This window comes from Streptomyces violascens, from assembly GCF_014649955.1.
Classification (GTDB): Bacteria; Actinomycetota; Actinomycetes; order Streptomycetales; family Streptomycetaceae; genus Streptomyces; species Streptomyces violascens.
Genome location: NZ_BMUA01000013.1, coordinates 170,683 through 184,381, shown reverse-complemented (window position 1 = coordinate 184,381; position 13,699 = coordinate 170,683). Strand labels below are relative to the sequence as shown.

Genomic DNA, 13,699 nt, shown 5'->3' with positions numbered 1-13,699 from the left:
CCATCCCTAGAATTCGATGCGCTCGCGGCGCGAAAGACGCATGCTGAGAACGGCGAACACCAGGGTCACGATGAGCATCGCGACACCCATGGCCGCGGCCATTCCGTACTGGCTGTTGTCCCGGAACGCCGTCTTGTAGAGGAGCAGCGGGACCACGTCGGTGGATTCGTCGGGACCGCCGACATTCACGGACATCAGCTGTACGTAGATGAAGGCGTCCATGGCGATGATGCCCATGTAGACCCAGGCGGTGGCGACGGTGTCCCGCAGCAGCGGCAGGGTGATCCGGAAGAACGTCTTGACCCGGGAGGCGCCGTCCAGGAGGGCCGCCTCGTAGATCTCGCCCGGAATGGAGGCCATTCCGGCGGAGAACAGGACGACGTAGAAGCCGACGTTCGCCCACACCATCACGACCATGATGCAGATCAGCGCGATATTGGAATCGCCGAGCCAGGACTGCTGGAGCGAACTCAGACCGATGTCCGCCAAAAGGGAGTTGAGCATCCCGTTCTGGGGATCGGGGTTGTAGATCTGCTGCCACAGGATCGCGATGATCGTGATCGAGAGAACCTGCGGGAAGAAGAAGATCACCTTGTAGAGGCCTGAGCCCCGCACGCCGGCGACCCCCGCAGAACCTCTGCGACGGCCGCCGACATTCAGCATGAAGGCGAAGAAGAGACCGAAAGCCAACGTGACGACCGGCACGAAGAGGAGCAGAAGGACGTTGTGCCACAACGCCTTCCAGAAGAGGTCGTTGTGGATCAGCTTCTGATAGTTGTCCAGACCGATGAAGTTCTTCTCGGGGGTCAGTCCGCTCCAGCTCGTCATCGAAATCTGGAAGTCCTGGAGGAACGGCGAGATCACGAGGACCCCGTAGAGCGCCAGGGGAATTGCCAGGAATCCGATGATGAACCGGTACTTGCCGTGTCGCATGTCGCCGGTCGCTCTCGTCTCAGCCAGTAGTGGTAAGCGGCCTCGTCAGAGGTGCTTGAACTTCGGGACGGAGGAGTCCTTCTTGGTGTCGTCCGACGCCTTCTGGGCCTTGTCCATCCACTCGGCCGCCTTGATCTTGCCGCTGAGCAGGTCGAGCGTCAGGTTGCCGAGGGTCTCGTTGTTGAGCTTCTTGTACCAGTCCTGCAGCCGGGAGTTGAGCACATTCGACCCGGCCGCCTTCAGAGCGGCGTTCGCCGAGGTCAGGCCCGGGGTGAGGGTCATCCCGTCGGCGGCGCCCTGGACGCAGGTCAGCGACTTGATGGCGTTGGTGAAATTGGTGGTCTGCTTCTTGCTGAGCATGATGCGCAGGAGTTCCATGCCGCCGGTCGGGTTCTTGCCGTCCTTGGCGACGATGAACGGCTCGCCGGCCGCCGCGTACAGGGCGCCGAAGGGCAGCTTGTCGCCGGGGCCCGAGCCGATGAGGGAGCCGACCGCGAGGTCGAAGTCCTTCGGCATGGTGGGCGCCGCCTCGTTCTCCACCCAGGAGCCGTCGGCCACCATCGCGGCGCGGCCCTGCGTCCAGGCGGTCTGCATCTGGATGTGGGTCATGCCCTCGGAGCCCTGCAGGAAGTAGCCCTGGCCGGCCAGCTCCTCGTAGTACGTGACGACTTCCTTGACCGCGTCGGTCTTGAAGGCGCCGTCGTCGAGGTTGTCGATCGCGTTGAGCGCTTCCTTGCCGCCGACCTTGCCGATCTGGTGCAGCAGATCGAAGTGCACGTAGTAGGGGTACTTGCCCGGGTACGTGAAGGGGGCGATGCCCGCGGCCTTGATCTTCTTGCAGAGCGCCAGCATGTCCGAGAAGGTCTGCGGATACGTCCAGCCCTTCTCCTTGAACAGCTTGTTGGAGTAGAAGGTGCCGTAGACGGTGAACGCGTAGTTGAACGCGTACATCTCCTTGGTCCCGAACTGGCCCTGCTCGACGGTGCCGGCGATCAATACGTCGCGGACCTTCTTCGACGGGTCGTCGATGGTCGGCGCGTCCAGGAGCGGGGTGAGGTCCTGGAGTTTGCCGGTCTTGGCGAGGGCTGCGGTGTCGAGGCTGTCGGCGCCGGAGTTGTCCATGAAGTCCGGCGGGGTGCTGCTCGCGAAACGCGGCTGGAGCTTGGGGCCGATGGCCTGCGTTCCGGTGTGCTTGATGGTGATGCCGTACTTGGCGTTGTAGTCGGCCTCGGCTGACTTGATGTAGTCGTCGCCGAATCCGCCCTTGAAGACGAACGCCTCAAGGGCGGTGCCCTTGTTGACGCCGAGCGGATTGTCCGCCGACTTGGTGCCCTGGGAGCTCGGCTTCTTGGTGCTGTCACCGCCGTCGGAACTGGCACACGCGCTCAGCAGTGACGTCGCCGGCACGGCCAGCAGGCCGATTGCCATGGCTCGCTTGAGTGCGTCACGGCGGTTGATCTCGGATCCCATGCTCAAGTCCTCGCCTTCTCCAGGACTCATGCGGTGCAGCGGAATCCGCCGACGCCCGCGAACAGTTGAAGCGTGAGTGATGCCGTACATCCATCGCGGAGGCTGCCCGGTCCCGGGCCGACCGGCCCGCACGCGGTTCCCCCGCCCGCGTTCAGCGGGTTGCCCGGACGCCGACAGGTATAGTCCACTTCCCGTCAACTGAGCAAGATCGAAAGCAGGGTTGGCCGACAGTCTTTCCCGAGTTGAGACCTCGCGGATATATCCATTGGTCCGTACCAATGTGGATGAGGCTGCTCCTTTTGACGCGCATTACACACCTTGACGTCCGCATTGCTCCTGATGATTCAGGCCATCCATTCCTTCCCAACGCCCTTGACACCAACCTGCACTTGCCGCGCTACTGGATCCTGCGTTTCCACTCTGACAACGTTGTCCACCTCGCACATGCCGGACGAGACCGGCTTGCGCCGAAGGAAAGGGCCCGCATGCTGCCCAGATCCCGGTACCGACGAGGACCGGCGGCCGCCCTGGTGGCGGCCTCGTTCCTGCTCGTAGTGACGGCGCAGTCCGCCGTCGGGGCGCCGTCCGCGACCGCCCAACCGCCGCAGAACGGCGGCCGGTTCAGCACCTCGTTCGAAACGGGACAGCCCCAGCCGGACTGGACCAACAGCGTCGATACGGACCGCGCGGGGCACCCGCGGGCCTCGGGCGTCGACGGCGGCTTCACCAGCGGCATACCGGGCAATGTGACGGACAAGGTCACCGACGTCCGGGCCAGCGCCGAGAACAGCGACGGCGGCGAGGTGAAGGAGAACCTGGTCGACGGACAGCCCAGCACGAAATGGCTGGCCTTCCAGCCCACGGCTTGGCTCGAATTCGATCTGTCCGAACCGGTGAAGACGGTCACCTACGCGTTGACGTCCGCCAACGACGCCCCCGAGCGGGATCCCAAGGACTGGACCCTGAAGGGCTCGGCGGACGGCAAGGACTGGAAGACCCTGGACAGCCGCACCGGCGAGAGCTTCAAGGACCGCTTCCAGACCAGGACGTACGACGTCGCGAACACCACGGCGTACGCGCACTACCGCCTGGAGATCACGGCCAACGGCGGCGCCCCCATCACCCAGCTCGCCGACGTCCAGTTCTCCGACGGCGACACCAGCACGCCGATCCCGCCGGACATGCGCACCATGCCGGACCGGGGCCCCGGCGGGTCCCCCACCGCCAAGGCCAACGCGGGCTTCACCGGGAAGCGGGCGCTGCGCTACGCGGGCACCCACAAGGCGGACGGCCGGGCCTACTCCTACAACAAGGTCTTCGACGTCGACCTCCCCGTCGGGCGGGACACCGAGCTCGACTACAAGATCTTCCCGTCGATGACGGAGACCGACCTCAACTACCCGGCCACCAACGTGTCCGTGGACCTCGCCTTCACCGACGGCACCTATCTGAGTGACCTCAAGGCACTCGACTCGCACGGCGGGCTGCTCAGCCCGCAGGGCCAGGGCGCCGCCAAGACGCTCTACGTCAACCAGTGGAACCAGGTGTCCTCGGTGATCGGCACGGTCGCCGCCGGCCGGACGGTGGACCGGATCCTGGTGGCGTACGACTCCCCCAAGGGGCCCGCCAAGTTCCAGGGCTGGATCGACGACCTCTCGATCGCGCCGAAGCAGCCCGAGAAGCCGCTCGCGCACCTCTCGGACTACGCGCTGACCACCCGCGGCACCAATTCGAGCGGCTCGTTCTCGCGCGGCAACAACCTCCCCGCGACCGCGGTACCCAATGGCTTCAACTTCTGGACCCCGGTCACCAACGCCGGATCGCAGGACTGGCTGTACGACTACGCGCGGCGCAACAACGCCGACAACCTGCCCACCTTGCAGGCCTTCAGCGCCAGCCACGAGCCGAGCCCGTGGATGGGCGACCGGCAGACCTTCCAGGTGATGCCGTCGGCAGCGGCAGGCACCCCCGACGCCTCCCGGACCGCCCGCGCGCTGCCGTTCAAGCACGAGAACGAGACGGCGAAGCCGTACTACTACGGCGTGACCTTCGAGAACGGCCTCAGGACCGAGATCACGCCGACCGACCACGCGGCGATGATGCGGTTCACCTATCCCGGTGGCGACGCGAGCCTGATCCTGGACAACGTCACCAACCAGGGCGGCCTCACCCTCGACCCGGCGACGCGTTCCTTCACCGGCTACTCGGACGTGAAGAGCGGCCTGTCCACGGGCGCCGGACGGCTCTTCGTGTACGGCGTCTTCGACACGCCCGTGACCGCGAGCGGCAAGCTGCCGGGCGGCGGGGGCGCCGACGTCACCGGCTACGCGCGCTTCAACCCCGGCAAGAACCGCACGGTGACCCTGCGCCTGGCGACGTCACTCATCAGTGTGGACCAGGCGAAGGCCAACCTGGCCGCCGAGATCCCCGCGAAAGCCGGCTTCGACAAGATCAAGGACCGGGCGCGGCAGGCCTGGGACGACATTCTGGGCCGCATCGAGGTCGAGGGCGCCTCGCAAGACCAGCTGACCACCCTGTACTCCTCGCTCTACCGCCTCTACCTGTACCCCAACTCCGGCTTCGAGAAGGTCGGTTCGGAGAACCGGTACGCCAGCCCCTTCTCGCCGAAGACCGGCGAGGACACCCCCACGCACACCGGCTCGAAGGTCGTCGACGGCACGGTGTACGTCAACAACGGATTCTGGGACACCTACCGGACGACCTGGCCCGCCTACTCCCTCCTCACCCCGAAGAAGGCCGGCGCGATGGTCGACGGCTTCGTGCAGCAGTACAAGGACGGCGGCTGGATCTCGCGCTGGTCCTCGCCCGGCTACGCGGACCTGATGACCGGCACGAGTTCGGACGTGGCCTTCGCGGACGCCTATGTGAAGGGCGTGAAGTTCGACGCCGAGGCGGCGTACGAGGCAGCCCTGAAGAACGCCACCGTCGCACCGCCCTCCTCCGGGGTGGGCCGCAAGGGCATGGACACCTCCCCCTTCCTCGGCTACGCCCCGACCTCCACGCCCGAGGGCCTGTCCTGGTCGATGGAGGGCTATGTGAACGACTACGGCCTCGCGAAGATGGGCCAGGCGCTGTACGCGAAGACGAAGAAGCCCCGCTACCAGGAGGAGTCGGCGTACTTCATGGGCCGCGCCCAGAACTACGTGAAGCTCTTCGACACCAAGGCCGGCTTCTTCCAGGGCAAGGACGCGAACGGGCAGTGGCGCGTGGACAGCGCCAAGTTCGACCCGCGCGTGTGGGGCTACGACTACACCGAGACCAACGGCTGGGGCTATGCCTTCACCGCCCCGCAGGACTCGCGGGGCCTGGCCAACCTGTACGGCGGCCAGGCGGGCCTCGCGAAGAAGCTGGACGCCTACTTCTCGACGCCGGAGACCGCCGCTCCCGAGTTCGCCGGTTCGTACGGCAGCGTCATCCACGAGATGACCGAGGCGCGGGACGTGCGGATGGGCCAGTACGGCCACTCCAACCAGGTCGCGCACCACGTGACGTACATGTACGACGCAGCCGGTCAGCCCTCCAAGGCGCAGAAGAAGATCCGAGAGGTGCTGCGGCGCCTGTACAACGGCAGCGAGATCGGGCAGGGCTACCACGGCGACGAGGACAATGGCGAGCAGTCGGCCTGGTACGTGTTCTCGGCGCTCGGCTTCTACCCGCTGGTGATGGGCAGCGGCGAGTACGCGATCGGCTCGCCCCTGTTCACGAAGGCGACCGTCCATCTGGAGAACGGCCGCGACCTGGTCGTGAAGGCGCCGAGGAACAGCGAGCGGAACGTGTACGTGCAGTCCCTGAAGGTCGACGGGAAGCCGTGGAACTCGACGGCGCTCCCGCACGACCTGCTCGCGCGCGGCGGCACTCTCGACTTCACCATGGGCGCGCACCCCTCGTCGTGGGGCACCGGCAAGAACGCGGCGCCGGTCTCCATCACCAAGGACGACAAGGTGCCGGCCCCGCCGACCGACGTGATCACCGGCTCCGGTCCGCTGTTCGACAACTCCTCGGCGACATCGGCCGAAATCGGGCCGACGGACCTCCCCGTGAGCAAGGCCACGAAGGCCACTCAGTACACGCTGACCTCGGCCACAGCCGGAAAGGCACCGTCCGCTTGGGTTCTCGAAGGATCACAAGACGGAACGAAATGGACAGAGTTGGATAGGCGGTCCGGAGAATCCTTCACCTGGGACCGGCAGACCCGGGCGTTCTCCATCCATTCACCCGGTTCCTACGCCCATTACCGAATCGTCCCTACAACGCCCGCTTCGCTAGCCGAAATAGAGCTACTCACAGCGTCCGCAAACTAGTTGACACGCAAAGATCGCGTGAAAGGATCCAGAAGATCTCGCGTTGCACCTCGATCAGGCGCAGCGCGTCTCTTCCTCGACATGGAGAAATACGTGGCCATACTTTCCGGCCGTAAGGGCGGTCGCGCCCTGTCCCGCATCGCCGTCGCGGCGATCGCCGCCGCCCTCGTCGGCACGACCGCGGGCGCGGCTTCCGCGGACAGCACGCCGTCCAGCGCGGCGAAGACGGCCCAGTCGGCGCAGAAGACCGCCAAGGCCAAGCAGTCCGGCTCGTCGGCCAACAGCTCCTTCGCGGCGGGCGAGACCCCGACTGCCGAAACGTTCCCGCTGATCGCGGCGGACGGCTCGGGCCAGGCCTACCTCTACCCGCCGAACGGTACGGGCGGCTTCGGCGAGCGCGTCGCCCTGGGCGACTACAGCAAGTTCAGCCAGGTCACCAAGGTGGACAACAACAAGGACGGCGCCTTCGACGCCTTCTACGAGCTGTACACCAACGGCCACCTGGTCTACGACAGCGTGGACGGCACCCCGAAGGACCTGGGCGCGGGCTGGGACGCCTACAACCTCGTCTTCTCCGCGGGCGACCTGGGCGGGGCTCCGGCCGACGACCTGATCGCCCGCGACAAGGCCGGCGTTCTGTGGCTCTACACCGCCAACGCCGACGGCTCCTTCGCCCCCCGCGTCAAGCTGGGTGCCGGCTGGGGCGCCATGACCAAGATCGCCGGTCGTGGCGACATGAACGGTGACGGCAAGGCCGACATCGTCGCCGTCGACAACTCGGGCGTCGCCTGGCTGTACCCGGGCACGGGCAACTGGGCCGCCCCGTTCGGCAACCGCGTCAAGCTCGGCGCGGGCTGGAACACGTACAACAAGCTCGTCGGCCTCGGTGACCTGGACTTCGACGGCAAGGTCGACCTCGTCGGCCGCGACGCCTCCGGCGACCTGTGGTTCTACCCGGGCACCGGCACCACCGCCGGCTCGCCCTTCAAGGACCGCGTCAAGGTCGGCACCGGCTGGAACGGCATGCGCCTGATGTTCTGATCCACCGGCAGTACCCGGACAAGGCCCGTACTCCCCCGCGGAGTACGGGCCTTGTCCCGTATGTGCGGACAAGTCACCCCCGGATGCGAGGACCAGGTATGCCCTATGCGAAGATCCAGTAAAGAGAGCCTAAAGGGCACTCGCCGCATCTTGACCAGATGTGTGTCTTTCGCTTTTTGCATGTTGGAGTAACACGTGGCCCTTTTCACTGGCCGTAAGCACGGGCGGACCGCTTCTCGCGCAGTCGTCGCCGCCATCGCCGCAGCGCTCGTCGCCACCACCGCGGGCACCGCCGTCGCCGACGGTGCCGCCTCCGCCAAGGACGCGGCCGCCGAGGCCCGCCAGCACGTCAAGCCGAAGGCCAAGGACCAGCAGCGGTCCGCGCCGTACGCCTCCGGGTTCGGGGCGACCAACGAGAGCTTCGAGCTCATGGCGGTCGACGGCGACGGCTTCCTGTACAACTACCCGTCGAACGGCCAGGGGGGCTTCGGCGAGCGCTGGTTCAACACGTACGGCTGGACAAGCATTTCCGAGGCCACCCAGTACGACAACGACAAGGACGGCCGGGCCGACGGCTTCTACGTGAAGTCGACCGACGGTCACCTCATCTACAAGAACTACGACACCGGCACCCGGGACCTCGGCGCGGGCTGGAACACCTACGACCGCGTCTTCACGCCGGGCGACCTCGGCGGCGCCCCGAACGACGACCTGCTCGCCCGTGACAAGGGCGGCGTGCTGTGGCTCTACACGGCCAAGGGCGACGGCTCGTTCACCAACCCCGTCAAGCTCGGTGCCGGCTGGGGCGCGATGACCAAGATCGCCGGTCGTGGCGACATGAACGGTGACGGCAAGGCCGACATCATCGCCGTCGACAACGCCGGCACCGGCTGGCTCTACCCGGGCACCGGCAACTGGGCCGCCCCCTTCGGCAACCGCGTCAAGCTCGGCGGCGGCTGGAACACCTACAACACCCTCGTCGGCATCGGCGACCTCGACAACGACGGTCAGGCCGACCTCGTGGGCCGCGACGCCTCCGGCGGTCTGTGGTTCTACTCCGGCACCGGCACCACCAACGGCGCCCCCTTCAAGGACCGCGTCAAGGTCGGCACCGGCTGGAACGGCATGCGCCTGATGTTCTGACCCATCTGGTCCAGAACCCAGCGCACAAGTAAGGCCCGCACCCCCAACCGGGGTGCGGGCCTTGCTCGTTGGGTGCTTAGTTGCGGATCAGGTTCCGCAGCACGTACTGCATGATGCCGCCGTTGCGGTAGTAGTCCGCCTCACCGGGGGTGTCGATGCGGACGACCGCGTCGAACTCGACGCCCGTGTCGGTGGTGACCTTGACCGTGCGCGGGGTGCTGCCGTCGTTCAGGACGGTCACGCCGGTGAAGGAGAAGGTCTCCTCGCCGGTCAGGCCGAGCGAGGCGGCGGTCGCGCCCTCCGGGAACTGGAGCGGCAGGACGCCCATGCCGATGAGGTTCGAGCGGTGGATGCGCTCGTACGACTCGGCGATGACGGCCTTGACGCCGAGCAGCGCGGTGCCCTTGGCGGCCCAGTCGCGGGACGAGCCCGAGCCGTACTCCTTGCCCGCCAGGATGACCAGCGGGATGCCGGCGGCCTGGTAGTTCTGCGAGGCGTCGTAGATGAAGGAGACCGGGGCGCCGTCGACGGTGAAGTCGCGGGTGAAGCCGCCCTCGGTGCCCGGCGCGATCTGGTTGCGCAGGCGGATGTTCGCGAAGGTGCCGCGAATCATGACCTCGTGGTTGCCTCGGCGCGAGCCGTAGGAGTTGAAGTCGCGGCGCTCGACGCCGTGCTCCGTGAGGTACTTGCCGGCCGGGGTGTCGGCCTTGATCGCACCGGCCGGGGAGATGTGGTCGGTGGTGACCGAGTCGCCCAGCTTCGCCAGGACGCGGGCGCCGGCGATGTCGGAGACCGGGGTGGTCTCCATCGTCATGCCCTCGAAGTAGGGGGGCTTACGGACGTAGGTCGACTCGGCGTCCCACTCGAAGGTGTTGCCGGTCGGGATCGGCAGCGACTGCCACTGCGCGTCACCCGCGAAGACGTCCTGGTAGGACTTGTTGAACATGTCCTCGCCGATGGCGTTGGCCACGACGTCGTTGACCTCGGCCTCGGTGGGCCAGATGTCCTTGAGGAAGACCGGGTTGCCCTCGGTGTCGGTGCCGATCGCCTCGGTGGTGATGTCGACCTTCATCGAACCGGCGATGGCGTACGCGACGACCAGCGGCGGGGACGCCAGGTAGTTCATCTTGACGTCGGGGTTGATCCGGCCCTCGAAGTTGCGGTTGCCGGAGAGCACCGAGGTGACCGCGAGGTCGTGCTCGTTGATCGCCTTCGAGATCTCCTCGTCCAGCGGACCGGAGTTGCCGATGCAGGTGGTGCAGCCGTACCCGACGAGGTTGAAGCCCATCTTGTCGAGGTACGGGGTGAGGCCGGCCTTGTCGAAGTAGTCGGTGACGACCTTCGAGCCCGGGGCAAGGGTGGTCTTGACCCACGGCTTGCGGGTCAGGCCCTTGTCGACGGCCTTCTTCGCGACGAGGGCCGCGGCGACCATGACGTACGGGTTCGAGGTGTTGGTGCACGAGGTGATCGCGGCGACGGTGACGGCGCCGTGGTCGATCTCGAACGAGGAGCCGTCGGCCAGGGTGACCAGCGTCGGGCGGCTCGGCACGCCGTTGGCGGAGGCCGGGGCGTCGGAGGCCGGGAAGGACTCCTTGCCCGCCTCGTCGTCGTCCTCGACGTAGTTGCGCACGTCGAGGGCGAACTGCTGGGCGGCGTTCGCGAGCACGATGCGGTCCTGGGGACGCTTCGGGCCGGCGATGGAGGGGACGACCGTGGCGAGGTCGAGCTCCAGCTTCTCGGAGAAGTCGGGCTCGGCGGCCGGGTCCAGCCAGAGGCCCTGCTCCTTGGCGTACGCCTCGACGAGGGCGACCTGCTGGGCGTCGCGGCCGGTCAGGCGCAGGTACTTCAGCGTCTCGTCGTCGATCGGGAAGATCGCGGCGGTGGAGCCGAACTCCGGCGACATGTTGCCGATGGTGGCGCGGTTGGCCAGCGACGTGGCGGCCACACCCTCGCCGTAGAACTCGACGAACTTGCCGACCACGCCGTGCTTGCGCAGCATCTCGGTGATGGTCAGCACCAGGTCGGTGGCGGTGGTGCCCGGGTTCAGCTCGCCGGTCAGCTTGAAGCCGACGACGCGCGGGATGAGCATCGAGACCGGCTGGCCCAGCATCGCGGCCTCGGCCTCGATGCCGCCGACGCCCCAGCCGAGCACGCCGAGGCCGTTGACCATCGTGGTGTGCGAGTCGGTGCCGACCAGAGTGTCGGGGTAGGCCTGGCCGTTACGGACCATGACCGTGCGAGCCAGGTGCTCGATGTTGACCTGGTGGACGATGCCGGTGCCCGGCGGGACGACCTTGAAGTCGTCGAAGGCCGTCTGGCCCCAGCGCAGGAACTGGTAGCGCTCCTTGTTGCGGCCGTACTCCAGCTCCACGTTCTGCGAGAACGCGTCCTTGGTGCCGAACTTGTCGGCGATGACGGAGTGGTCGATGACCAGCTCGGCCGGGGAGAGCGGGTTGACCTTCGCCGGGTCGCCGCCGAGCTCCTTGACGGCCTCACGCATGGTGGCGAGGTCCACGACACAGGGCACACCGGTGAAGTCCTGCATGATCACGCGGGCCGGCGTGAACTGGATCTCCTCGCTGGGCTGGGCCTGGGAGTCCCAGTTGCCGAGCGACCGGATGTGGTCGGCGGTGATGTTCGCGCCGTCCTCGGTGCGGAGCAGGTTCTCCAGGAGAACCTTCAGGCTGTAAGGGAGGCGCGCGGAGCCCTCGACCTTGTCCAGCTTGAAGATCTCGTACGACTCGTCGCCCACGCGCAGCGTGCTGCGGGCGTCGAAGCTGTTCGCCGACACGACAGTCTCCTTCATATATGTGCGCGTTCCACCACAATCCTGCCGCCACGACGTGTTGTCGATCCGCTAAGGTAAGGCTAAGTTAGGTAACCCTTACCGAGCGTCGGCTGCGGTGCGCCTCGGTAGATATCTCGATGTCGAGATAACTCTAGTACATGGCCGCCGGTAGGTCATGCGCGGGCGAGGCCATTCAGGCGCCGAGGTGTCGGCACCCGACCCCGTCACACCCTCGACCTCGCGATACACGGACACGCGACTTCGGGTTCCACACGCATGGCGTACGACACGGCCGACCCGCACACAAACACCCCACCCCGGACAGACCCCTTCCGCTTGCCGCCCACGCGCAGGGATTGCAGTATCGGAATTGACGGTTCCTCACCCCGTTGGCCCACCCCAGCGCGAGCGGCATCTCATATCTGAGATAACCTGCCCCTATGGCAGACGACTACCTCGTACGCATCGGCAAGCTCATCCGTGACGCCCGGCAGCACCGGGGTTGGACGCAGACGCAGTTGGCCGAGGCTCTGGGCACCAGCCAGAGCGCCGTGAACCGCATCGAGCGCGGGAACCAGAACATCAGCCTTGAGATGATCGCGCGCATCGGTGAAGCGCTCGACAGTGAAATCGTCTCGCTCGGGTACTCGGGCCCCATGCACCTCCGCGTCGTCGGCGGCCGCCGCCTCTCCGGCTCGATCGACGTCAAGACGAGCAAGAACGCCTGTGTCGCGCTGCTCTGCGGCTCCCTGCTCAACAAGGGCCGCACCGTGCTGCGCCGGGTGGCCCGCATCGAAGAGGTCTACCGGCTCCTCGAAGTCCTCAACTCCATCGGTGTGCGCACCCGTTGGATCAACGACGGAACCGACCTGGAGATCGTGCCGCCGGCCTCGCTCGACCTCGACGCGATGGACGCGGACGCCGCCCGCCGGACCCGCTCCATCATCATGTTCCTCGGCCCGCTGCTGCACCGCATGGACCACTTCCGCCTTCCGTACGCCGGCGGCTGCGACCTCGGCACCCGCACCATCGAGCCGCACATGATCGCGCTGCGCCGGTTCGGCCTGGACATCACGGCCACCGAGGGGATCTACCACGCCGTGGTGGAACGCACCGCGCCCGACCGCCCGATCGTGCTGACGGAGCGCGGCGACACCGTCACCGAGAACGCGCTGCTCGCGGCCGCCCGCAACGACGGCGTCACCGTCATCCGCAACGCCTCCTCCAACTACATGGTCCAGGACCTGTGCTTCTTCCTGGAGGCGCTCGGCGTACGGGTCGAGGGCATCGGCACCACCACGCTGACCGTGCACGGCATGGCCGACATCGACGTCGACGTCGACTACTCGCCCTCCGAGGACCCGGTCGAGGCGATGAGCCTGCTGGCCGCGGCCGTCGTCACCGAGTCCGAGCTGACGATCCGTCGGGTCCCGGTCGAGTTCCTGGAGATCGAGCTCGCCGTTCTCGAAGAGATGGGCCTCGACCACGACCGCACCGCCGAGTACGCCGCCGACAACGGGCGCACCCGGCTGATCGACCTCACCGTGCGCCCCTCCAAGCTGGAGGCGCCGATCGACAAGATCCACCCGATGCCGTTCCCCGGCCTCAACATCGACAACGTGCCGTTCTTCGCGGCGATCGCGGCGGTGGCCCAGGGCCAGACGCTCATCCACGACTGGGTCTACGACAACCGCGCGATCTACCTCACGGACCTCAACCGGCTCGGCGGCCGCCTCCAGCTCCTCGACCCGCACCGGGTCCTGGTGGAGGGCCCCACCCGCTGGCGCGCCGCAGAAATGATGTGCCCCCCGGCACTGCGCCCGGCCGTGGTCGTGCTGCTCGCCATGATGGCGGCGGAAGGCACGTCCGTACTGCGCAACGTGTACGTCATCAACCGCGGCTACGAGGACTTGGCCGAGCGGCTCAACTCGGTGGGCGCGCAGATCGAGATCTTCCGGGACATCTAGGGAGTCGGGGATCGGGGGCGGGCCATGTTCACGGG

7 protein-coding genes are annotated in these 13,699 nt (G+C 66.9%); 4 read left to right on the top strand and 3 right to left on the bottom strand.

The window, feature by feature from the left end; genetic code table 11:
- Nucleotides 1-6 precede the first annotated feature (6 nt).
- The gene (locus IE206_RS24725; RefSeq protein WP_189965614.1) at nt 7-933 is read right to left on the bottom strand and encodes a carbohydrate ABC transporter permease; all 927 of its coding nucleotides are present in this window, start codon (nt 931-933) and stop codon (nt 7-9) included.
- A 45-nt stretch (nt 934-978) separates the two neighbouring features.
- Nucleotides 979-2,403, bottom strand: coding sequence for an N-acetylglucosamine/diacetylchitobiose ABC transporter substrate-binding protein (gene ngcE / locus IE206_RS24720; RefSeq protein ID WP_189965612.1), 1,425 nt, complete (start codon nt 2,401-2,403; stop codon nt 979-981).
- 485 nt (nt 2,404-2,888) lie between these two features.
- On the opposite strand from ngcE, the gene IE206_RS24715 reads away from it, so the two are divergent.
- The 3 genes from IE206_RS24715 (at nt 2,889) to IE206_RS24705 (ending at nt 8,909) form a co-directional block, all read left to right on the top strand.
- Nucleotides 2,889-6,725, top strand: a complete 3,837-nt coding sequence (locus tag IE206_RS24715) for a GH92 family glycosyl hydrolase (protein WP_189965610.1) — start codon at nt 2,889-2,891, stop codon at nt 6,723-6,725.
- 93 nt (nt 6,726-6,818) lie between these two features.
- Entirely contained in the window at nt 6,819-7,766 is a 948-nt protein-coding gene (locus tag IE206_RS24710; protein ID WP_226599767.1) for an FG-GAP repeat domain-containing protein, read from the top strand.
- A 195-nt stretch (nt 7,767-7,961) separates the two neighbouring features.
- Entirely contained in the window at nt 7,962-8,909 is a 948-nt protein-coding gene (locus IE206_RS24705; RefSeq protein ID WP_189965606.1) for an FG-GAP repeat domain-containing protein, read from the top strand.
- Nucleotides 8,910-8,985: 76 nt separating this feature from the next.
- Here the strand turns inward: IE206_RS24705 and acnA are convergent, their stop codons facing one another.
- Nucleotides 8,986-11,700, bottom strand: a complete 2,715-nt coding sequence (gene acnA, locus IE206_RS24700) for an aconitate hydratase AcnA (protein WP_308433947.1) — start codon at nt 11,698-11,700, stop codon at nt 8,986-8,988.
- A 437-nt stretch (nt 11,701-12,137) separates the two neighbouring features.
- Between acnA and IE206_RS24695 the strand changes: the two genes are divergently transcribed.
- Nucleotides 12,138-13,664 (top strand): helix-turn-helix domain-containing protein, encoded by a 1,527-nt coding sequence (locus IE206_RS24695; RefSeq protein WP_189965602.1) that lies wholly within the window; start codon nt 12,138-12,140, stop codon nt 13,662-13,664.
- Nucleotides 13,665-13,699: the final 35 nt, after the last annotated feature.